This window comes from Pelagicoccus sp. SDUM812003, assembly GCF_031127815.1.
GTDB lineage: Bacteria > Verrucomicrobiota > Verrucomicrobiia > Opitutales > Opitutaceae > Pelagicoccus.
On sequence record NZ_JARXHY010000020.1, the window covers coordinates 38,025 to 59,026 of the forward strand.

Here is a 21,002-nt window from a genome sequence, read left to right on the forward strand (position 1 = left end):
AAATTTAGTCACAATGATTAGCAGCAAATCCTTAAAACTGGCCGCAACCGGCCTAATCTGCTTTGCCGGATGCCTGACCGCATCGGCGCAGTATAAAACGGATCAGGAATTTTGGAATCAGCCACACATTGCTAAGTCCTTCGCCAATTCCTACGAAATCAAGACCCAGACCGAACCTGACCTCACCGAAGAGGAACAGATCGCGGTCAAGCAGGTGCTGGACATGCTCAAGGCCGATCCGCAAGGCAGCAAGGACGCAGCCCTGGCAGCCATCCTGAAGGTCATCACCCCCGACTCCAGCGCCGCCCTCGATTTCATCGCCGGCAACTTCTACGCTGAGAAAGGCGATCTCAAGACCGCCATCAAATACTACGACCAGGCCGCCAAGAAGTTTCCCAGCTTCCTTCGCGCAATCCGCAACGCCGCCATCATGCGCGTCCAGCAAGGACAGTATTCCGCGGCGTTGAAGGGCTTGACCAGAGCGATCGAGCTTGGAGCCAAGGACACCACCACCATGGGTCTGCTTGGTCTATGCTATGTCAATACCGAGCAATACTTCTCCGCAGAGACGGCCTATCGCGAAGCCATCGTGCTCGACCCGACGGTCAAGGACTGGCAGCTTGGTCTCGCCAAGTCCCTGCTGCAGCAGGCCAAGTACAAGGAGTCCATCGCGGTCCTCAACCAGATGCTGGTGAACGATCCCGAAAGCGACATCCTTTGGTCCAGCGTCGCGAATGCCTACCTCGGTATCGACGATCCAGAAACCGCTGTCGCAGTGCAGGAAATCGTGGATCGACTCGGCAAGGCGACCCCTGATTCCCTCGTCTTCATGGGCAACATCTACATGTCTCGCGGCCTGAACGATTTGGCGCTCACCTACTTCAAGCGCTCGATCGCCATGGATTCAAACCAGGATCCTCAGGTTCACGTGAACATCGCCGAAGTGATGACCGCCCGTGGCGCCTACGATCAGGCTACCCAAGTCATTTCTGACATTCGCTCGTCCTTCGAGCCAAAGCTGACTCCGGAAAACAAGCTTTCTCTGCTCCGTCTCGAAGCGCAGATCGCTCTTGCGACCCAGCAAGGCGAAAAGGTCATCCCGATCTTGGAAGAGCTCATCGAACGCGATCCGCTGGACGGCCAAGCTCTCCTGCTCCTCGCGGACTACTACTCCAACAAGCAGGACATCGATGGATACGCTCGCGCCGATCTCTACTACGAACGCGCCACCAAGGTACGCGAGTGGGAAGTCCGCGCTCTGATCTCCTGGGCGCGCTCCTTCGTGGCTCGCGAGAAGTTCGGCAAAGCGATTCCTTTGCTGGAAAGAGCTCAAGTCCTCCAGTCTCAGGAGCACATCGGGCGCTATCTCGAGCAGGTTCGCAAGGTTCACCTGGCCCAGCTCGGCAGCAAGTAGCCCTCGATCACCCAATTTGTTCTAAGTCATATTTCAAAGGCGGAAGCTTCTCAGCTTCCGCCTTTTTGTGTCTGCATCAGAGCTGATCGCGAAGGCTAAACGCTTTCGTGCCGATTTGAGGACACGACTCCCCTTGCTTCCACAAGCTCTGAACCGGGGATGCGCGGACGCACCCGGCGCGTTTTCCTCCTCCTCTGCAATCACGCTGAGGCGCTGACTTCGCTCTAGCGGGATCGCTTGGATTTCGATTTTCCGCCCCGATAGCTTTTCCTGCCCGAGCCGGAGCCGCCTGACTTGAACTCTCCGCTTTTGAGAGCGTCGATCTGGTCCCGCAGCAGCGCTGCCTTCTCGAATTCAAGCTTCGCCGCGGCGTCATCCATCTCACGGGTCAACTCGTCGATCACAGCCTGTACGTCATCGTCTTCGGACACCATAGGCATGGGCGATTCCTCATCTTCCATCAGCTCGTGCAAACTTGCCTGATCACCCCGTATCACGCTTCTGGGCACGATGCCATGCGACTCGTTGTATTCGATCTGCTTTGCGCGGCGATAGTCGGTGATCTCCAAGGTCCTACGAATCGAATCCGTAATGACATCAGCATAGAAAAGAACGCGTCCTTTTTCGTGGCGAGCCGCCCGGCCCGCGGTCTGCACCAGACTGGTCTCGCTGCGCAAAAAGCCTTCCTTATCCGCATCCAAAATCGCCACCAACGCCACCTCGGGCAGGTCCAAGCCCTCTCGGAGCAGATTGATGCCGACCAGAACGTCGAAGCGCCCCGCACGCAGTCGACGTAGGATTTCCACTCGCTCCAGAGCATCAATATCGGAATGCAGGTATTCCACGCTGATGTCCTTCTCTCTCAAGTAGGACGTGATGTCCTCGCTGAGACGTTTGGTCAACGTCGTGACCAGCACGCGTTCCCCCGCGGAAATGGCTTTCTTGATTTCCGAAATCAAGTCCTCCACTTGTCCCTTGGTGGGACGTATCGAGATTACCGGGTCAAGCAATCCGGTTGGTCGTATCACTTGTTCGGCCACCAAAGCGCTCTTTTCCTGCTCGAACTTCGCCGGCGTCGCCGTGACGAAAACGGTTTGGTTCGTCACTTGGGCGAACTCTTCGAAGTTCATTGGACGGTTCTCCAACGCTGACGGGAGGCGAAACCCGTGCTCGACCAAGGTGGATTTACGCGAACGGTCGCCAGCGTACATGGCCCCGATCTGGGGCATGGTCACATGACTCTCGTCGACGAACAGCAAAAGGTCCTTGGGGAAGAAGTCGATCAAGCAGAACGGACGCTCTCCGGGCTTTCGACCCGACAGATGCATGGAATAGTTTTCGATGCCATTGCAGAATCCGACTTCTTGCAGCATCTCCAGGTCGTAGTTGGTCCGCATGCTGATTCGCTGAGCTTCCAGCAGCTTGCCTTGCGACTCGAACGCCTTCACCCTATCCTTCAGCTCCGCTTTGATGAAGCCGACCGCCCGCTCCATTTTTTCCCGCGTAGTGACGAATTGATTCGCTGGATACAAATCGAATTGCTGCAAGGACTGAAGGGCATTGCCGCTGACCGGATCGAACTCGGAGAGTCGCTCGATCTCATCGCCCCAAAACTCCACTCTGAGCCCTTTTTCCAGATAGGCCGGCATGATGTCCACCACATCGCCGCGCACGCGAAAGCGACCGCGTTCCAGGCTGATGTCGTTTCGTTCGTAGAGGATCTCCACCAATCCATTGAGCAACGCGTCGCGACCGTACTGCTCGCCGACTCTCAGGGGAATCATCAGCTCCTGAAAGTCCTCCGGCGAACCAAGTCCATAGATGCACGAGACACTGGCTACTACGATCACATCCCTTCTGCTGATCAAGCTGCTCGTAGTTGAAATCCTTAGACGATCGATCTCGTCATTGATGGAGGAGTCCTTCTCGATGTAGGTATCGGTCGAAGGCACGTACGCCTCGGGCTGGTAGTAGTCGTAGTAGCTGACGAAATACTCTACCGCGTTTTCCGGAAAGAAGCGCTTGAATTCCGAATACAGCTGGGCTGCCAAAGTCTTGTTGTGCGAGATGACGAGGGCCGGACGGTCGAGACGAGCGATGATATTGGCCATGGAAAAGGTTTTGCCCGAACCTGTGACTCCGAGAAGCGTCTGATAGCGATTTCCCTGCTCGATCGATCGCACGATCGACTCGATCGCCTCCGGCTGGTCGCCCATCGGTTCGTAGTCAGCGTTGAGCTTGAATAGTCCCATTGCAAATCCCTCGCCAGCGAAAGCCTAAGACCTCGCCACTTCTTCCTGAGTATCCGAATTGTAAATCGATTCGTCCAGCTGCCCCTCTCCCTTCGCGACGATGCAGGTCACGGCGGCGTCGCCCGTCACGTTGACCGCTGTACGAATCATGTCGAGGATGCGATCTATGCCAATGATCAAGCTGATCTTCTCGATCGGAAGCCCTACTTGATTCAAGACCATGGTGAGCATGACCAGGCCCACGCCCGGCACGCCCGCGGTCCCAATGGACGCCAACGTGGCCGTCACGATCACCATCAGCAGTTGGCCGATCGTCAGATCCACTCCGGAAATCTGCGCTATGAAAATCGTGGCCACCCCTTGCATGATCGCGGTGCCGTCCATGTTGATGGTGGCGCCGAGAGGAATGGTGAAGGATGCTGTCGAGTTGTTTACGCCCAGCTTCTTCTCCGCCGTTTCCAGAGTGACCGGTAGCGTGGCGTTGCTGCTCGCGGTGCTGAAGGCGAAAATCTGGACCTTGTAGAAGTTCTTGAGAAACCGAATCGGACTGAGCCCGCTGAGAAGCTTGAGCAAGCTTGGATAGACGATGACCGCGTGCAGCACGAGGGCGAGAATGACCAAGAAGAAATACCGGCCTAGCTGCCAAATGGCGTCCACCCCTTCGACCGCGAACACCACCGTGATCTTCGCGAAAACGCCATACGGAGCGATCAGCATCAGGATCATCACCAGTTTGAGCACGATCTCGTTGAGATCAGTGAAGATCGACAAGATCCGCTGTCCTGGCTTTCCGGATACGACGATGGCCAAGCCGAAAAGGATGGAGAAAACGATCACCTGAAGCATGCTTCCTTCCGCCATGGCTTGAACTGGATTGGTGGGAAACATGTTTGTAATGACTTCCCAAATACTCGGCGCTTCAGTGATCGATATCGAATCGGTCGTTTCCGCTACCGCGACACCTTGGCCGGGCTTGAAGATAAACGCCAATCCCATGGCCAGGCTAATGGCGATGCAGGTGGTCAGCAGGTAGAGCCCCATGGTCTTGATCCCGATCTTGCCCAGCTTTCTCACGTCGTCCATGGCGGCCGTTCCGCATACGAGCGAGACGAACACGAGGGGCACGACCAGCAGCTTTAGCGAGCGCACGAAGATATTTCCGACCAGATCGAAGACTCCTTCGATAAAAAGAGAGGAAATCCACTCGTTCTTTTGCAGGCCGCTGAAATTCAGGGCGAGGCCGAGGATCAGACCAAGGCCCATTCCGATTAGGATATTGCGAGTGAGCTTAGCGTTGGAAATCTTCATTGCAGGCGTAGAAGGGATCTTGGGTGCGAAGCCTGATCAGGCAAACAAATCGTGTACCACTTGCAGGTTCAGTTCTTCGAAGCTGCTTGCAGCAAGGCTCACGCCATGCTCGCGCAGGCTTTCGATCGGGTTGGTCGTCGCTAAGCCGACCACTTTCATCCCGGCTCGCTGCCCTGCTTCGATGCCCGAAAAGGAGTCCTCGAAAACCACGCAACGACTCGGTTCGACACCAATCTTGGCAGCCGCCTTGAGAAATACCTCCGGATCGGGCTTTCCGTTCCCCACGTCGTCGGCAGAGACCACATCGTCGAAGCGCCCTTCCAATCCGATCAATGACGTCACCGCGTCGATGTTCCTGCGTGGCGTCGAGGATCCAACGCAGGCCCGAAATCCCGCCGCCTTCAGCTCCTTGAGAAAAGACGCCACGCCCGGCAGCGGACTCAGACCTGTCTCGGCTACGATTTCGCGGTAGAACTCTTCCTTTCGCAGGCTGAGTCGCTCGATTTCCTGAGGGTCATCGGTCCACTTCAGCAGATTGGGAATGATGAAGCTGTTCTTCTTGCCGAATCCGTCCTTGAAGTGCCCAGGATAGAGGGCGAGCTCTTCCACCTCAGCCAGCCGGTCCCAGCTCAATTCATGCTGTCGAGACGAATCTACGACTACGCCATCCCAATCGAAGATGAACCCAAATTCAGTTCCCATATCCTTAGCACCGCGCTTCACGATGGATTTGGCCAGACCAAAGGAGGCGTATTCACACGCCAAGCACCTTCAGCAGCGATCCCCAAAGACCGGACCAGAAGCGGCCGGCTTTCGTTTCGGTTTCTTTGGAGATCTCTTCGCAGACGAACATTCCCCTCCCGCGAAAGACGTCGTCAAACAGCGGATTGAATCCCCGGAAATAGCTCCAGAAGGTCTCCGCCCGAACCGCTCCATAGGTCAGATCCGGAGTGAAGCCCAGCGTGGAAATCTGGTTGGTTCGTCGCCCTTTGCCCTCCGGTGTATCCAGGACCTCGAAGCGCACACCGCGGACGCCTTTGACCAGCAAGGCGCAGGGACCTTTGAAAATGAAGTAGCGAAACTGAAGCGTCAGCCAAGATTGAGGGTGAAACAAACGCCACCTGCGATCGATGGACACCGGCTCGCCATGGTAGGAAACCACTGCTACGATGCTGCTGGGACGCAACACCAAGCGGCCTCCTTCGGGCAGCTCCACGCTGGCCAGCTCGAAGTCCGATTCGCTCTGCGACGAGACGGTGAGCTGCCCGCTCGTTTCTCCGGAAGAGAACTCCACGAGCTCTACCAAGCCTGCGGCGAGGCAGGTGGCCGGTATCGACCAGTTCAATACGAAACGCGTTTTCTTAGGCAGTCCTTCGTCCGAAGCTTGCAGAAACGACTCGCGCACCCACGCCTTTTGGCCGGGCTGCAGCGCGATCTGCGTCGACACTCTGCTTTCCGAGATTCGAGGCGTAGGGCTTGCTTGCGTTTGCAGGCGAATAGGACCGCCGAGAGAAAGCAGCGGAGCCCAAAGATAAAAGGCGAAAAGCTTCCAAGCCACCGGCAAAGCGATGGCGCTGGCAACGCCTACGATCAGGTAAGGTTTCAGCGAAGACCACGATTCCTGCAGCGTATTCACAAAACCTGACTCGGCCCCTTCCAAGCTGGCTATCTCTCGCTCGAGCTCCTTGGCCCTTTCGGTCAGGCTGACGCGGCGGATTCTGAGGCCGGACTGTTCCTCCACGAGCTTCGCCTGCTCTTCCAACAGGCGCTGCCGTTCCGCTTTTTCCTGAGCCAGCCGACGCTCGTTCTCCGTGCGTTCCTTGCTGTTTTGAGTGAAAAGTCTGGTGATGCGTTCCAGTATTCCGTCCAGGTACTCGATCGCCCGGTTCGCCGCCTCGAGTTTCCGGCGGTTATCCTCGATGTCCTGGCCGAGAGCGATCAATCGCTGGTGAGCCGATTCGAGCTCGCCATAGACTTCCGTGGCATGCTGACGCAGTGTCACGAGTTCTCCGATACGCTGACCTTCCGCTTCGTAGCTGCGCGTCGCGAAGATCCATAAGGCGAAAGCTCCGACCGCGATGGCGATAGCGATTCCAAATACCAGACCTTTTCCGACGAGCCACTTGGCAATCTTGAGGAGAAAAAGGGGCATGGCAGTCGTTCGAACTCGGACGCGTACCCTAGGAGAGCTCGAGTTGCTTAGACACGAAATCCAAGAGGGTCTGCAGCGACTCCTCCACGCTCTGGGCCTCCGTATCGATCACGAGGTCGGAGTCCTCAGGCTCCTCGAAACCGGAGTCCTTGCCAGTGAAATCGGGCACCAAGCCCTGTTCCACCTTGGCGTACAGGCCCTTCACATCGCGCTGCTTGCAGGTTTCGAAGGAGGCTCGGACGTAGATCTCAATCAGGTTCTCCTTGCCGATGACATCCCGGGCCAATGCCCGCAAATTTGCGGTCGGGGTGATGAAGGAGTTTATCGCGATCAGTCCGGCATCCTGGAAAAGCTTCGAAACCTCGGCGATGCGTCGGATGTTCTCCTGACGATCGTCGTCGCTGAAGCCCAGACCCTTGTTGAGCCCGGTACGGATATTGTCGCCGTCGAGCACGTAGACGTGTTTCCCCGCCGAGTACAGCGCCTTCTCCAAGGCGATCGCCAAGGTGCTCTTGCCTGAGCCGGATAGACCGCAAAGCCAAACCACTTTTCCCCGCTGCCCCAGCGAACGCTCACGGTCCTCTTTTTTCAGCAGACGATCGGATATTGGATGAATATTCTCACTCATAAGCTTGCCTCGACTATTTCATTCTCACGCCCCTTCGCAAGTAAAGACTCCCCGTGGAAAACGCTCATCGCCCCTCGGATCGATTGGTTTCCAGCATTTCCCTAAGCTGCAAAAGGCGCTGTCGCACCACGGGCTTCATGGCGGAAAGCTCGTCATCCGGCAAAGAGTCGTAGTGATCGCTCAAATACCGATAGGCCTCCGCGATCTGCCCGTCCTTGACCAATAGCTCAGCGTACACGCGACAGACGAAATAGGGCACGCCTTCGGTGTCGACCGCCTCGGCGAAACTCATGATCGCCGCATCGAGATCGTCGAGCTTCCTCCAGTATATCGTCCCCTTCTCCACCCAGTACTGCGGTGTTTGCGCGATGTGTCTCGGAGCCTTTTCCAGAAATGCGAGCGCCTTGCGAGCGTAGCGGCGTCGGATCGCTATGCCCTGCTCGGTCTCGAACAGGCTCTCCGCAAAGTCGTCGCCCACTTCCCAGACCGGCATGTCATTGGCTAGAATGCGCGCCCCATCGATCCAAAAGAACTCCGAGTGCGGGTTCAAAGCCACCGCCAACTCGAGCTTTCGCAACACGTCTTCCGTCCTTCTGTATTGCCAATCCGAGTACATGCTAACCCATACCATATTGGCCGCGATGACGCTGTATCCGCCAAGAGCGGCGATTGAGACCCCTTCGCCGAGTCCCGCAGACAGCGTGGAAAGATCCCTCGCCCTGGTCTCTTGCAGTCGATGGTCTTCGACCACCGGAGCCGTGGCCCAGCCCAGAAAGAGCGAGCCGACTGCCCAAACCAGAGTTAGCTTAACCTTATAATTCACGATTCTTGAGGGCCGCAACGGCGAGAACGCTATAGAAAACTGAATACAGGAGGCCATAGCCTGCAAGCTGGAGGATCTGTCCCGCGCTCGCCGCGTTTCCTTCGATAAGCTGCGACCCAAGCTCGAAGGCGCGTAGATCCGGTACCAGGTAGGCCGCGAGTTTCAGAATGATGGAACCCACGGCGCTGCCTCGGGCGGCTTGCTCGATGAAAACGTCGTGGAGCTGCCCCAGGATCCAGAAGAAGCCGCCCATGAAAACTGCGAACAGTTGCGAACTGGCGTAGCTGGCGAAAAACGCCGTGACGCTTGCCAGCACCATCAAGCGAATGCACTGGAGCCCGGCAAACAGGGCGATGTCGCCTGCCCCGACAGCTTCACCCACCGCGTAGGCTTGCGCTGCCGTTTCGCCGATCTGCGCGGCCCGAATCCATACCGCCAAAACGGTGGACAGGGCGAGAATGCCAACGAAGCAGCAGATGGTGGCCCAGGCCCCCAGCAGTTTGCCGCATAGAAACTCGCCTCTACTCACCGGCTTGGCCAAAAGCGGCATTAGCGTGCGCTGCTCGATCTCGCCGTACACCAGCTGGGCTGTCACCACCACGGTCATGATGGAACCGAGCAAGGTCATGCTGCCAAAGCCGAAGTCCGCGATGAATTCCAGCTCCGATGCGCCAAGGTTGAACTCCTGGAAGAAAAGACCGGCTCCGAGGGAAGCGACACCGGCGAAGGCAAGAAGCAGAAACAGCCTCATGCGAATCGCCTCGCGAAAGGTGTTAGCGAAAATCGCGGAAACTCGGATTGCTCGCGACCCGTTCACGCCTCGCTCTCCCTCTCCTCGTCGTTCTCCACAAGATCCCGGAACAAGGCGTCGAGACTGATTCCCTGAGGGGTGACCTTTCCTCCCGCGGCCGTGGCCCTTCTCTCCAGTTCCTTGCTGGTCTCCGCATCGATTCCCTCGATGCGAAGGCTGGTCCGATCGCCCGTGGCCAGCAGCTCGTCCAGGGAGCCCTCCGCAAGCAAACGCCCCTTGTTCATGATGCCGACTCGATCGCACACGTCTTGGACCTGGGCCAGAAGGTGCGAGCAGAGCAGGATCGATTTCCCTTCCGCTTTGAGACGTCGAATGAAGTCGCCAACCTCCGCGGCGCCGACCGGATCGACCCCCGCAGTGGGTTCGTCCAGGATCAGAATCTCAGGGTCGCCAATGAGCGACTGGGCGAATCCCAGCCGCTGCAGCATCCCTTTGGAGTAGGCCCCGACCTTGCGTGACGCGGCGTCGGAAAGGCCAAAATCCCGCAAAAGCTCGCGGCATCGCGACTCCCTCCGGCACCGCGGCACTCCGAGCAGTTTCGCATAAAAAAGCATCAGCTCCAATCCGCTAAGAAAACGATAGTAGTACGGGGCGTCCGGCAAGTATCCGACCTTTGATCGCGTCAAGCGATCGGAAGGAGCGTTGCCCAGAATCCGGCAGCTGCCGCTGGTAGGCTGCGAGAGCCCTAGCAGAATCTTGATCGTCGTGCTCTTTCCGGAGCCGTTCGGTCCGAGGAGGCCGAAGACCGAATTTCTTTCGATGGTCAGGTCGAGATGGTCAACCGCCCTCAAGTACCGACCCTTTTCCGATAGCGAAAAGTCCTTGGTGAGGCCCTTGATTTCAATGACGGCAGACACTCAGCGAATAGTTTTAGGCGATGCGAAAATCCCTGAACTGACGCTCGCGGCGCCCCACGTTCAACTCCGTTTTCCTCACGTAGGCGTCCAGCTCGTCCTCCACGTTGGCTACCAGCTGTCGGCACTCGTCCTCCTCGCCTTCCACCTGCAGCTCCACGCGTCCGTCCGCTAGATTCCGCACGAAACCAGTGACCTCGTACCCCTTCGCAAGTTGCGTCGTCGAGTAGCGAAACCCTACCCCTTGCACATGGCCCGAAAAATGGGCCACCAGGAAGAACGTTGAATCGATATCGCTCATAAGCCCCTAAGCTACAGGAATAAGCGAATGTTACCAGCGTAAACGCTCCATCTCGGGGTATTCCCTTTTGCTTGGTTAAGGGTCTCTACTTGCGCCCAATTCTATGCGAATAATTACTGTCACAATTCGGTTGCATTGGCGGTTGGGGGGTCGTAACTTCCGCCGTCTTTGTTAAAAAGCCTGTTAAGAAGATATGGGAAATTACGAGCACGACAGTGACCCGAACTCCGACTGGGATGACAGCTGCGAATCCGACTGGACCGAGTTCAACTGGGAGCACTATCTCCAGCGCGAGGACAAGGAAATCGCGAAGTACCAATCTCTCTACAACAAACTGATCCGCAGCCCGAACCGGCTCGACGAAGTGGCCCTCTACATGGGCTGGCAGCAACGGGCCCCCGAGATCGAGGATGAGGAAACGGTTGATCAGGAGGATGTCGCCTATGAGGCGGACCAGCAGCCGTACACCATCCACAAGCACCCGCTTTTCGTATCGAGCAAGGCCCTGCATGGATGGCTGCTCGAGCAGTGGAGCAGGCACATCGCCCTCGCTGGCGAACAGTTGCCCGCCCAGCACGCGCTTTCCCTACAAACCGCCCTTATGGAGTCAGATCAATACGGTCTCTTGGCTGTCACAGCCCTAGATCTGAATGACTTCGCCCTCGCCATCGCTTACTTCAAGCGAGGCATGGTATCCATCAACAAGGCCTTCGCCTTGTTAGCCAAATTCGAAAGTCTCGAGATCGAGCCGCTGAACCGCTACGTCAGCAACGCGCGCATCCGTCTCTTCGACATTCGTGAAATTTGGCTGAGAGTCTCTTCCGATTGTCGAACGACGATCGCAAGAGGTTCGGACGAAGATTGAGCGCGCCCCCACCTCGCTCTGCTTCGATCCTCGTCGTCTCTTGATCCTCCTTAGCGCCAACAATGACTCTTCGAAAACTTAAGACTGCTCGCAGAGAGCCGTCGGCATTTTCTCCCGAGCGGAGTAAGATTCGCTCGCTGCTGAGAAAGGCCTCGCGTGGAAACGCGCTTTCTTTCGTCCTCGCTACCGCCTCGTATTCGAACCTAGTTTCCGAATACCTGTACGTCGCCGGCATCACCAGCCACTCGCGGCGCATGTTCGAGGTGCAACGCGTCCTCTCCGACTGCTGGAGGTATCTCCCCTACACTCGGCGCGTCTCCGACTTCGAGCGCTTCCTTCAAGTTCGCCTGGAGCGCTACCCGCTCGAGCGCGAATGCTCCTTCGCCGGAGAACACCTGCCGCTGAACGAGCTCACCCACGAGGAACGCTTCCTTCTCGTGGCGCGCATTTTTGGCGGATGGAGCCACAAGTCGCTACGCCTCGCCTTGCGCCTGTCGAAACGCGAACTCTCCGAGGCCCTGATGAGCCTCAAGTGCAAGCTGGTCGGATTCCGCCTGGACACGCTCAAGGCCTCCGAGCTGGCTCAAGTCCTGCGCGTGAGCGAGTTGCTGGAAGGCGAGCTCACCGACAAGCAGGCACGCCATACGGAAAAGGAGCTCCGCGAATGCTACCACGCCCACCAATTCAAAGCGGATTGGCTCTCCTACCGCTGCGAGTTGGCCGATCTACGCCTTTCGATGTGCATGACCGAGGCCGATCAGAACGAGCTGAGCGAACGCATCTCGCAGCTTATCCGCCAGCAGCCAATGGAAAAACCTGGATTCACCGACAGCGTGATAAACCAGTTTTCCTTCGTGCGCGTCCCCACTCCCTAGTTGTCTTATCAACACCTTCAAACGATGAAAGCGCGTCCCTATGCGGACGCGCTTTTTCGCTTGTGTAAACAGTCCTTGGCTCGCCTCAGCGATCGGTGGAGCGAAATCGACTAGCTGCTCAACCGCCTTAGCGGAAGAGCAAGGTCGGCAAGCGACAGTCGCGCAGGATCTCCGTTGTGGTGCTTCCGATGATCAGGTGTCGGATCCGAGAGTGTCCGTAGGCTCCCATGATCAGCATATCGATCCCGCTTTCCTGAGCATAGCGAGCGAGGGCCTGCGGCACGATTCCGTGCAGCATCTGGCAAACCACTTCGATTCCAGCCGACTTCAGCTCGGCCTCGGCCTTCTTGAGGTCAGCAAGCGTGTCGGACTCGTCGTCGTTTCTCGCCACGCTCGCCAGATGCAGCTCAACATTAGCGAAGAGTCGCGTATCCTTCAGGTAAGCGATCGCCGCATGGCAGCTCTCCACATTCTGATAGGCGAACAACACCTTTTCCACCTTCTGGAAACTTCGTGAACTCACTAGGCAAGGACGCTCCGCGGCCCGCACCACTCGCTCCATGGTGGAGCCAAGATGCTCGGCCGCGAAATTCGCGTTTTCGCCCCGCTTCCCCACCACGATCAATTCCGAGTCCTGCTCCAGCTCGCTGAGCGAATCCACGAGGAAGCCCGTCTTATGGCTCGTCGAGATTTCGCCCTCGAAGCCGCTCTTGCGGATGGAGCCGACGCCCTGTTCGAGGATGATTTTCGCCTTGCGATCCTCCAGTGACTGAAGCTCCCCCATGATGGACTGGTACGGCTGCAGCCCGAGGCTGCCGCTCAAGTCGGCGATGAAGGGAACTTCGAACTGGCGAAGATCCGTAACGTAGACCACTTCGATCGCGGCCCCCAATTCGCTCGCCGCCCAGCCTGCGTATTCGCAGCAGCTTTGCGAGTACTGGGAACCATCGATGCAGACGAGGACCTTGTTCATATCGCCTTCCTACAAAACGGTGTTGTTGGGCACGACCGTGTTCTTGCTCACGATCACGATCCCGTCGCGCACGAACACGCCGTTTTTCTCGTACATGTCGGGCTTGCCTTCCGGGTTCAGTTTCACGTTGTCGCCGATGCGAGCTCCCTTGTCGATGATGGCGTTCTTGATCTCGCAATTGAGGCCGACGCCGACATCCGGAACGCCGTTTTCGCGATTGCGGCGACGTTCCTCCGAGCTTTCGAACTCGTCCGCCCCCATCATGATCACATTTTCCAATCGGGTGCCTTCGCGCAGCACGGAGCGAATGCCGATCACGCAACGCTTAAGGTAGGAATCGGTGATGATGCAGCCGTCGCCAACGATCACGTGATTGATGGAGCAGCGGTTGATCTTGCTAGCAGGCAGGTATCGAGCTCTCGAGTAGACCGGTCTGCCGCGGGAGAAGAAGTTGAACAGCGGCATCGGATCCGCTAGCTGGAGATTCGCATCGAAAAACGCTCGTACCGTTCCGATGTCTTCCCAGTACCCTTCGAAAATATGGGCCGCCAGCTTGCCTTTGCCTAGCAGCGACGGGATGACTTCCTTGCCGAAATCCGTCATCGAATTGTTGAGGGCATCGATCATGGTCTCGCGGTTGAAGACGTAGATGCCCATGGAAGCGAGGCAGCACTTCTTGCTTTGCGTCGACTTCAGATTCGCCCCTAGGCTATCCGGAATCTCCAGACTCTTGATAACCGCAGGATCCTTCGGCTTTTCGACGAATTCTATGATGTTGAGCTTCTCGTCCACGCGCATCAGCCCCAGGCCTTCCACCGAATCGGAGGGGAACGGGATCGCGGCCACCGTCACATCGGAGCCGCTCTGGATATGCTCCTCGAGGATCTTCTGGTAATCCATGCGGTACAGCTGGTCGCCTGAGAGAATCACCACATAGTCGTAGTCGCTGCCCGTGAAGTGGTGGATGTTCTGCCTCACCGCATCCGCCGTGCCCTGATACCAACTGTCGCCTTTCTCCGTCTGCTCAGCGGAGAGGATGTCCACCGTGCCGCCCCCGAACGGGTCGAATCGGTAGGTCTCCTGTATGTGTCGGTGCAAGGATGCCGTGTTGAACTGCGTCAGCAGATAGATGTTGTTGATGCCGGAATTCAGGCAATTGCTGATGGGAATATCGACCAGTCGATATTTTCCTGCAAGCGGCACTGCTGGCTTGCAACGTTCTTTAGTCAATGGGTAGAGCCGAGTTCCTCGTCCACCACCCATAATTACGGCAATAGCTTTTTTCTGCATCTGAGATCCTTAGCAAGTTCGGTATCAGTAACTTCCGACTGGTAACCTAATCGACTTGCGGCAATCCACAACTCCAAAACCGAATTGCTAAGGTGAAAATACCGCGACGCCTGTCTCCGCCCGAGGCCAGCGGTCCATATCCAAATTGGCGTTTCCGAGACGGAACGCCTCAGATTTCGTTCAAAGCGTTGATGCGATCGTAGACCAGTTTCGCGGCGGTCTTGACCGCGCTGCGGGTGGACTTCACCTGCAGCCACTCCAACTGAGTGGAAAGGATCGCCTTCACGTTGGGCCTGAGGTCCTCCGAGCTGCCCTTGGTCTGCATGGGCGGCAATCCCGCCAGCTCCCGAATCCGATGTATGTTGGTGAGCTGGAAAAGCATGAAATCCCGAATGCTGACCTTGCTCTCGGAATCCACTGGGCATCCCGCGTCAATCGAAAGCTGCACCCAACCGCGGGAACACTTCAGGCGCGTGGCGATTTCATCGATAGTCAGAGGTGATTCATCGGCCTTCTGCATGGGTACCAAATGTCCCACAGGGCGCCTAAAGTGTAAAGACTTTGTAAACAAGAATGCAGCCTAAGGCGATCCCTGATGGCGCAAAACGAAAACGCCGCCTCCTGGGGGGGGAGGCGGCGAAAGAGAATTCGTAATTCGAAAGACGCTTGGCGAGTCTAGCGAATCATGCCCGCGGCGACGGTCTCGTTGGTGAAGGCGTCGACGAGGATGAAGGAGCCCGTCACGCGATTCGCCTTGTAGCTGTCGTAGCAAAGCGGAGACGCGGTACGCAGCGTGATGCGGCCGATGTCGTTGAGCGTGAATTGCGTGTCGTCCTCGATCTTGCGCAGGGTGTTGATGTCGACCTTGTACTTCACGTCGCGAATCAGGGCCTTGGCCTCCTTGGCGCAGTGACGGATGAGGAACTTGCCGCGCGGGTTCATCGGTTTCTCCGAAAACCAGCAGATCATGGCATCGATGTCCTGATCCACCTTCGGCGGGTTGTTCGGCTTGGCAATCATGTCGCCCCGGCTGATGTCGATCTCGCGGTCCAAGGTGATCGTCACGCTCAAGGGCGAAAACGCCTCCTCGAGCTCGCCGTCAGCGGTGTGCACCCCTTTGATCTTGGCTTCGAAGCCGGAGGGATAGACCACCACGTCGTCGCCGGGCTTGAACACGCCTCCTGCCACACGTCCCGCGTAACCTCGGAAATCGTGATACTCGTCGCTGTGCGGACGGACGACCCACTGCACTGGCAGGCGCGAATCGACGTGGTTGGCGTCTGGACCGACGTAGACCGTTTCCAAATGGTACAACAAGGTCGGTCCCTTGTACCAAGGCATGTTGGCAGAGGTATCGACCACGTTGTCGCCCTTCAAGGCGCTAATCGGAATGAAGGAGACTTCCACGATGTTTCCAAGGCGGGAGGCGAACTGCTTGAAGTCCTCCCGGATCTTGTTGAAGACCTTCTCGTCCCAGTCCACCAAGTCCATCTTGTTGACCGCGATCACCACGTGCTGGATGCGCAACAGGTTGGCGATAAAGGAGTGGCGGCAGGTCTGCTCGATCACGCCCTTGCGGGCATCCACCAGGATGATGGCGAGGTTCGCCGTGGAGGCGCCGGTCACCATGTTGCGGGTGTACTGAATGTGGCCCGGAGTATCCGCGATGATAAACTTGCGGCGTGGCGTCGCGAAGTAGCGATAGGCCACGTCGATGGTTATTCCCTGCTCTCGCTCCGCCCGAAGGCCATCGGTCAGAAGGGCGAGATTCACGTTCTCGTCGCCGCGTTGCTTGCTGGTGCGTTCGATCGACTCAAGCTGGTCCTCGAAGATCGCCTTCGAGTCGTACATGAGTCGACCGATCAAAGTCGATTTTCCGTCATCGACGGATCCGGCGGTGGTGAACCGGAGCAAATCCATATCGAGATATCCGTTGGAGTCGGAGCTGTTTTCTGCGCTCATAGTCGTGCTGTGTCAGTTTGCTGTTTCGCTCGTATTCTTGCTTCGATGGGCACGGATCAGAAATACCCCGCCTTCTTGCGGTCCTCCATGGCGCTCTCGCTGCGCTTGTCGTCGGCTCGGTTGCCACGCTCGGTTTGGCGGGCGGCGGCGACTTCCTCGATGATCTTGTCCATGGTGTCCGCGTCGGACTCCACCGCCCCGGTGATCGTGGCGTCGCCCATGGTGCGGAAACGGATGCGGCGCGTCTCGACCTTTTCGCCGTCGCGCGGCTGCACGAACTGAGATACCGCCAAAATCGTGCCGTTGCGGATCACGATCTCGCGATCGTGAGCGTAGTAGAGACTGGGCAGCTCGATGTTCTCATGCTTCATGTACTGCCAGACGTCCATTTCGGTCCAGTTGCTCAAAGGGAAGATCCGGAAATGCTCCCCCGGGCTCATGCGGCCGTTGAAGATGTTCCAGAGCTCCGGACGCTGGTTTTTCGGGTCCCATTGGCCGAACTCGTCTCGGTGCGAAAAGAAGCGCTCCTTGGCCCGAGCCTTCTCTTCATCGCGACGAGCGCCGCCCAGCGCTGCGTCGTACTGCCCCTCTTCAAGGCAGTCCAGCAGCGTTTGGATCTGCAGCATGTTGCGGCTGGCGTTCGGCCCCTTCTCCTCGATCACCCGACCTTCCTTCAAGGCCTTCTCCACCGAAGCCACCACCAGATTGGCCCCCAGCTCCTTCACCAGGTCGTCCCGGTACTGGATGGTCTCCGGAAAGTTGTGTCCCGTATCCACGTGCAGCAGAGGGAACGGGATCTTGGCAGGCCAAAAAGCCTTCTTCGCCAAGTGGGTCATTACGATCGAGTCCTTGCCTCCCGAAAACAGAAGGACAGGTCGCTCGAATTGAGCCGCAGTCTCGCGAAGGATGTAGATCGCTTCGCTCTCGAGCTGCTTGAGATGAGTGACGGTATAGTCGTGCATGATTTCTTGCCTAGAGTTCGATTCCAGTTGGTTCTCTACAGATTAAATCTTTAGTCAAGTACCTAGTTTATATAAGTTTTAGACTTGAGGGCACGTTGAGTCGCTTCCGCCGCACGGATGAATCGGCGGGCAGCCTCCTCCAGATCCGCTTTCTGCAGCACCCCGAAGCTGAGTCGTATCTTGTTGCTTCTCTTGCGGTTAGCATCGCATAAGTCACCTGGCACATACATCACGCCAGCTTGGGTGGCATGCGCGTGAAACACCGAATCGAAATCAGTTTCTATGCCACTCGGAGCGTTCACCCAAATATAGAGCCCTCCCCTAGGCTCCTCCCAGGCCCAACCATGAGGCCCGAGCCCCTGAAGCAAGGTTTGGTGCAAACAGAGCATTTTTTCGTGGTACGATTGGCGCAGCGTTTCGAGGCGTTGATCAAACAAGCCCTTCTCGAACACCCTGCACAGGATCGCCTGCGCATAATTGACCGTTCCGAAGTCCTGCTGCCCTTTCACGGCCAGCATGCGATTGAGCCAGTCGCGATGGGTGCAGATGGCGTAGCCCACCTTCAAGCCGGAGGCGAAGGGCTTGGTCAGCGTCGAGGTGTAGAGCAACGGCACTTGCTCCGCATTGGCTTTTTGAATACAGCTTTCAGCCTCGAAGGGTTGCTTGTAGTAAAGCTCTCGATACGCGGCGTCCTCGAAGATGGCGATGGAGCCGCCATGCTCCGCCAGCAACGAAACGATCGCGTCCTTGCAGTCGGAGCTCACGCTATGTCCGCTCGGATTCGCGAAATAGCTGACCAGGTAGACCGCCTTCACTCGGGCCAGCTCTCCCTTATCGGCGAAGCCCGCGAGCTGCTGGCGCAGTCCCTCGACATCTACATCTCCATCCGAGCCCATGGGCATAGGAACCGCCTCGACCCCTAGTCCACGCAGCATTTCCAAAAACACGAAGTAGGTCGGCTGCTCGACCAGCACCACGTCTCCAGGATCGCAAAGCGTCTGCACGGCGAGGTAGAGAGATTGCTGCGAACCGTTCGTGACGAGGCAATTCTCGGCCGAATAGGCGCCTGGCATACGCCCATCCTGACGTTCCAAGCGCGACACGATCTGCTGTCGAAGCTCCAGGCGGCCTTGATTGGCTCCGTATTGCAGCACGGATCGATTTCCCTCCTCGCCGAGTTCGACCGCGACCTTGGTCACTTCTTCCAGCGGCAAGGTGTCGTTGTCGGTGAATCCGGCAGCTAGGCTGAGGAGTTCCGGTCGCTCAATCGCCATGGTCATCAATCGAGCGATATCCGACTCGACCTGACGGGAACCTAATTGGGAAAATGCAAGAGACATTTCGAGGAGGGAATGCCAGCCGAGCGGCTGGTTGCGAAAACAAAAAAAAGACAGCGGCGACTTTCTCGCCACTGTCTTTCAAACTCAATGAAAGAATTGCTTGCGCCGATCCTAGGCCATCGAAGTCGCCCCATCCACTGCGGGAGGAGGCGTATCCTTGGCGGAGTTCTTGGAAGCCTTCTTTTCCTTTTCCGCAGCTTTCGCCTCAGCAGCGATTGCTTCGTCGAGCTCGGTCTTGGAGGAGATCACCTCCGATCGGATCTCTCCATGCTCTAGGATTTCGTCCACGTGCTTGCCTTCGATCGTCTCGTACTTGAGCAGCGCTTCGGCCAGCACCTCTAGCTCCTTGCGCTTCTCCTCGATCAGCTTCTTGGCCCGTTCGAACTCCTTGTGAATGATGTGGCTCACTTCCTCGTCAATGCGCTCAGCCGTCTTCTCGCTGAAGTGCTGGGTGCGGTTGATCTCGCGACCGAGGAAGATCTGGTCCTGGTTTTCGCCGAAGGCGATTGGTCCCAGGTCGCTCATGCCATAGTGGCAAACCATGTCTCGGGCGATCTTGGTCGACTGGGAAATGTCCGCCTGGGCTCCAGTGCTGTAGTCCCCGGTCACGATTTCCTCGGCGATGCGACCGGCGAGTCCGACCGCGATCATGTCGTGCATCTGGTTGCGTGACTTTCCGAGAACGTCCTTGGTCGGGGCGAACATGGCCATGCCCAGGGCCCGCCCGCGCGGCAGGATGGTCACCTTGTGCAAGCGCACGTCCTTGTCCTTCAGAATGGCCCGCACCAGGGCGTGGCCCGCTTCATGGTACGCGGTGGAGCGCAAATCCTCTTCGTCGACGACGCGTCGGCGCTCCCGGCCAAACGAAATCTTGTCGCGGGCTTCATCGAGGTCGATGTTCTCCACGCAGTCCTTGCCCTTGCGAGCGGCAGTCAGCGCGCCCTCGTTGAGCAGGTTCGCCAGATCGGCGCCTGCAAACCCCGGGGTCACGCGAGCGATCGCCGATAAATTCACTTCGTCGCTTAGACGGATCTTCTTGGCATGCACCTGTAGGATTTCCTCGCGGCCCTTCAAGTCCGGCAGGTCCACCACCACTTGGCGGTCGAAGCGGCCAGGACGGAGCAGAGCCTTGTCGAGAACGTCCGGACGGTTGGTCGCTGCGATCATGATGACACCTTCGGTGGTGTCGAAACCATCCATCTCGACCAGCAAAGAGTTCAACGTTTGCTCGCGCTCGTCGTTTCCGCCGCCAAGTCCAGCTCCACGCTGGCGACCGACGGCGTCGATTTCATCCACGAAAATCAAGCAAGGGGCGTTTTTGCGGCCCTGCTCGAACATGTCGCGCACTCGGCTGGCTCCTACGCCCACGAACATTTCCACGAAGTCCGAGCCGCTGATGGAGAAAAACGGCACGTCCGCCTCGCCGGCCACCGCTTTCGCGAGCAGCGTCTTACCGGTACCGGGCGGGCCGACCATCAGGATGCCCTTGGGAATCTTGCCGCCCATGCGCTGGAACTTCTTAGGGTCCTTCAGGAAGTCGATCACTTCACGCACCTCTTCCTTCGCTTCGTCGCAGCCTGCCACGTTGGCGAAAGTGACCTTGTCCTTTTCGCGAGTGAGCAGCTTCGCTTTGCTCTTGCCGAAATTGAGAGCTCCCTTGCCCGCCATGCGCAATTGACGGACGAAGAGGAAGTACAGCAAGCCGATGACGAGGATGAACGGAATGATGCCCGCCAGCAGCTGAGGCAGGAAGGTGTTGGGACTCGACTCGGCGAACAGGCCGCTAGACTGCAGAATGTCGTAGTTGGACTCCGACAGGCGCCCCTTTGCGATGAAGGCCCGATTCGGGTTCATGGGCGTCCCGTCGGGGCCGACGCTTGACATCTCCGACTCCGGGAGACGCATCGTGCCCACGATTTCGTACCAGTCCGAACCGCCGTTAGGCATCGGAGATATTTTGCCGCCAACGATGCGACCCTCCTCGGTCAACGAAATGACCTGGGCCATCGAGATCGGATCCGCGTTCCCCGTCTTGCTCGACTGGAACCAGATGGTTAGCATCACTGCTATGATAGCCACCCAAATAAGGATGACCTTAGGCTGAAAGCGTTCTGGCGGACCTTTTCCGGCACCGCGACGATTAGGACTGTTATTTTCGGGCATTAAGTTTTGAGAAAGCTATTCAAAGTTGA

The 21,002-nt window shown here is 57.5% G+C and carries 19 protein-coding genes; 3 read left to right on the plus strand and 16 right to left on the minus strand.

Annotated elements, in window-relative coordinates; all coding sequences use genetic code 11:
• Window positions 1–13: 13 nt before the first annotated feature.
• Complete coding sequence (locus QEH54_RS20490) at window positions 14–1,414, plus strand: tetratricopeptide repeat protein (protein WP_309020585.1); 1,401 nt, start codon at window positions 14–16, stop codon at window positions 1,412–1,414.
• A gap of 224 nt (window positions 1,415–1,638) precedes the next feature.
• Here the strand turns inward: QEH54_RS20490 and uvrB are convergent, their stop codons facing one another.
• The 9 genes from uvrB to QEH54_RS20535 all read right to left on the minus strand — a co-directional run bounded on the left by uvrB (window position 1,639) and on the right by QEH54_RS20535 (window position 10,543).
• Window positions 1,639–3,666, minus strand: coding sequence for an excinuclease ABC subunit UvrB (uvrB, locus tag QEH54_RS20495; protein WP_309020586.1), 2,028 nt, complete (start codon window positions 3,664–3,666; stop codon window positions 1,639–1,641).
• Between the two features lie 24 nt (window positions 3,667–3,690).
• Window positions 3,691–4,974: a dicarboxylate/amino acid:cation symporter gene (locus QEH54_RS20500; protein WP_309020587.1), complete on the minus strand. Its 1,284-nt coding sequence runs from the start codon at window positions 4,972–4,974 to the stop codon at window positions 3,691–3,693.
• A gap of 36 nt (window positions 4,975–5,010) precedes the next feature.
• Window positions 5,011–5,676, minus strand: coding sequence for an HAD family phosphatase (locus QEH54_RS20505; protein ID WP_309020588.1), 666 nt, complete (start codon window positions 5,674–5,676; stop codon window positions 5,011–5,013).
• Between the two features lie 52 nt (window positions 5,677–5,728).
• Window positions 5,729–7,126 carry a hypothetical protein gene (locus QEH54_RS20510; RefSeq protein ID WP_309020589.1) on the minus strand — a complete coding sequence of 466 codons (1,398 nt, stop codon included), beginning with the start codon at window positions 7,124–7,126 and terminating at the stop codon, window positions 5,729–5,731.
• Window positions 7,127–7,154: 28 nt separating this feature from the next.
• Window positions 7,155–7,754 carry an adenylyl-sulfate kinase gene (gene cysC, locus QEH54_RS20515; RefSeq protein WP_309020590.1) on the minus strand — a complete coding sequence of 200 codons (600 nt, stop codon included), beginning with the start codon at window positions 7,752–7,754 and terminating at the stop codon, window positions 7,155–7,157.
• 64 nt (window positions 7,755–7,818) lie between these two features.
• Complete coding sequence (locus QEH54_RS20520) at window positions 7,819–8,577, minus strand: hypothetical protein (protein ID WP_309020591.1); 759 nt, start codon at window positions 8,575–8,577, stop codon at window positions 7,819–7,821.
• The gene (locus QEH54_RS20525) at window positions 8,567–9,328 is read right to left on the minus strand and encodes an ABC transporter permease (protein ID WP_309020592.1); all 762 of its coding nucleotides are present in this window, start codon (window positions 9,326–9,328) and stop codon (window positions 8,567–8,569) included. Before QEH54_RS20525 ends, QEH54_RS20520 begins: the two co-directional genes overlap by 11 nt.
• Before the next feature lie 62 nt (window positions 9,329–9,390).
• Window positions 9,391–10,245, minus strand: coding sequence for an ABC transporter ATP-binding protein (locus tag QEH54_RS20530; RefSeq protein ID WP_309020593.1), 855 nt, complete (start codon window positions 10,243–10,245; stop codon window positions 9,391–9,393).
• A gap of 13 nt (window positions 10,246–10,258) precedes the next feature.
• Window positions 10,259–10,543 (minus strand): acylphosphatase, encoded by a 285-nt coding sequence (locus QEH54_RS20535; protein WP_309020594.1) that lies wholly within the window; start codon window positions 10,541–10,543, stop codon window positions 10,259–10,261.
• A 193-nt stretch (window positions 10,544–10,736) separates the two neighbouring features.
• Here QEH54_RS20535 and QEH54_RS20540 point away from each other — a divergent pair, with 193 nt between their 5' ends.
• Together QEH54_RS20540 and QEH54_RS20545 are read left to right on the plus strand one after the other, a co-directional pair.
• On the plus strand, window positions 10,737–11,408 hold the full coding sequence (locus QEH54_RS20540; RefSeq protein ID WP_309020595.1) for a hypothetical protein: 672 nt from the start codon (window positions 10,737–10,739) through the stop codon (window positions 11,406–11,408).
• Between the two features lie 62 nt (window positions 11,409–11,470).
• Window positions 11,471–12,283 carry a hypothetical protein gene (locus QEH54_RS20545; RefSeq protein ID WP_309020596.1) on the plus strand — a complete coding sequence of 271 codons (813 nt, stop codon included), beginning with the start codon at window positions 11,471–11,473 and terminating at the stop codon, window positions 12,281–12,283.
• A 127-nt stretch (window positions 12,284–12,410) separates the two neighbouring features.
• On the opposite strand, the gene QEH54_RS20550 is transcribed toward QEH54_RS20545, so the two are convergent.
• The 7 genes from QEH54_RS20550 to ftsH all read right to left on the minus strand — a co-directional run bounded on the left by QEH54_RS20550 (window position 12,411) and on the right by ftsH (window position 20,889).
• Complete coding sequence (locus tag QEH54_RS20550) at window positions 12,411–13,256, minus strand: universal stress protein (RefSeq protein WP_309020597.1); 846 nt, start codon at window positions 13,254–13,256, stop codon at window positions 12,411–12,413.
• 9 nt (window positions 13,257–13,265) lie between these two features.
• Window positions 13,266–14,546, minus strand: coding sequence for a glucose-1-phosphate adenylyltransferase (locus tag QEH54_RS20555; protein ID WP_309020598.1), 1,281 nt, complete (start codon window positions 14,544–14,546; stop codon window positions 13,266–13,268).
• A 169-nt stretch (window positions 14,547–14,715) separates the two neighbouring features.
• Entirely contained in the window at window positions 14,716–15,066 is a 351-nt protein-coding gene (locus QEH54_RS20560; protein WP_309020599.1) for a hypothetical protein, read from the minus strand.
• Between the two features lie 155 nt (window positions 15,067–15,221).
• Window positions 15,222–16,508 carry a sulfate adenylyltransferase subunit CysN gene (gene cysN, locus QEH54_RS20565; RefSeq protein WP_309020600.1) on the minus strand — a complete coding sequence of 429 codons (1,287 nt, stop codon included), beginning with the start codon at window positions 16,506–16,508 and terminating at the stop codon, window positions 15,222–15,224.
• A gap of 56 nt (window positions 16,509–16,564) precedes the next feature.
• Window positions 16,565–17,470: a sulfate adenylyltransferase subunit CysD gene (gene cysD, locus QEH54_RS20570; protein ID WP_345785682.1), complete on the minus strand. Its 906-nt coding sequence runs from the start codon at window positions 17,468–17,470 to the stop codon at window positions 16,565–16,567.
• 62 nt (window positions 17,471–17,532) lie between these two features.
• Window positions 17,533–18,810, minus strand: coding sequence for a PLP-dependent aminotransferase family protein (locus QEH54_RS20575; protein WP_309020601.1), 1,278 nt, complete (start codon window positions 18,808–18,810; stop codon window positions 17,533–17,535).
• 111 nt (window positions 18,811–18,921) lie between these two features.
• On the minus strand, window positions 18,922–20,889 hold the full coding sequence (ftsH, locus tag QEH54_RS20580; protein WP_309020602.1) for an ATP-dependent zinc metalloprotease FtsH: 1,968 nt from the start codon (window positions 20,887–20,889) through the stop codon (window positions 18,922–18,924).
• Between the last annotated feature and the right edge of the window lie 113 nt (window positions 20,890–21,002).

What these genes read in the sequence shown, in the direction of transcription:
- QEH54_RS20505 (WP_309020588.1), bottom strand. Translation starts at nt 5,676, where the DNA reads ATGGGAACTGAATTTGGGTTCATCTTCGATTGGGATGGCGTAGTCGTA.
- cysN (WP_309020600.1), bottom strand. Translation starts at nt 16,508, where the DNA reads ATGAGCGCAGAAAACAGCTCCGACTCCAACGGATATCTCGATATGGAT.
- QEH54_RS20540 (WP_309020595.1), top strand. Translation starts at nt 10,737, where the DNA reads ATGGGAAATTACGAGCACGACAGTGACCCGAACTCCGACTGGGATGAC.
- QEH54_RS20555 (WP_309020598.1), bottom strand. Translation starts at nt 14,546, where the DNA reads ATGCAGAAAAAAGCTATTGCCGTAATTATGGGTGGTGGACGAGGAACT.
- QEH54_RS20550 (WP_309020597.1), bottom strand. Translation starts at nt 13,256, where the DNA reads ATGAACAAGGTCCTCGTCTGCATCGATGGTTCCCAGTACTCGCAAAGC.
- QEH54_RS20560 (WP_309020599.1), bottom strand. Translation starts at nt 15,066, where the DNA reads ATGCAGAAGGCCGATGAATCACCTCTGACTATCGATGAAATCGCCACG.
- QEH54_RS20490 (WP_309020585.1), top strand. Translation starts at nt 14, where the DNA reads ATGATTAGCAGCAAATCCTTAAAACTGGCCGCAACCGGCCTAATCTGC.
- uvrB (WP_309020586.1), bottom strand. Translation starts at nt 3,666, where the DNA reads ATGGGACTATTCAAGCTCAACGCTGACTACGAACCGATGGGCGACCAG.
- QEH54_RS20575 (WP_309020601.1), bottom strand. Translation starts at nt 18,810, where the DNA reads ATGTCTCTTGCATTTTCCCAATTAGGTTCCCGTCAGGTCGAGTCGGAT.
- cysC (WP_309020590.1), bottom strand. Translation starts at nt 7,754, where the DNA reads ATGAGTGAGAATATTCATCCAATATCCGATCGTCTGCTGAAAAAAGAG.
- QEH54_RS20510 (WP_309020589.1), bottom strand. Translation starts at nt 7,126, where the DNA reads ATGCCCCTTTTTCTCCTCAAGATTGCCAAGTGGCTCGTCGGAAAAGGT.
- QEH54_RS20545 (WP_309020596.1), top strand. Translation starts at nt 11,471, where the DNA reads ATGACTCTTCGAAAACTTAAGACTGCTCGCAGAGAGCCGTCGGCATTT.
- cysD (WP_345785682.1), bottom strand. Translation starts at nt 17,470, where the DNA reads ATGCACGACTATACCGTCACTCATCTCAAGCAGCTCGAGAGCGAAGCG.
- QEH54_RS20535 (WP_309020594.1), bottom strand. Translation starts at nt 10,543, where the DNA reads ATGAGCGATATCGATTCAACGTTCTTCCTGGTGGCCCATTTTTCGGGC.
- QEH54_RS20500 (WP_309020587.1), bottom strand. Translation starts at nt 4,974, where the DNA reads ATGAAGATTTCCAACGCTAAGCTCACTCGCAATATCCTAATCGGAATG.
- QEH54_RS20525 (WP_309020592.1), bottom strand. Translation starts at nt 9,328, where the DNA reads ATGAGGCTGTTTCTGCTTCTTGCCTTCGCCGGTGTCGCTTCCCTCGGA.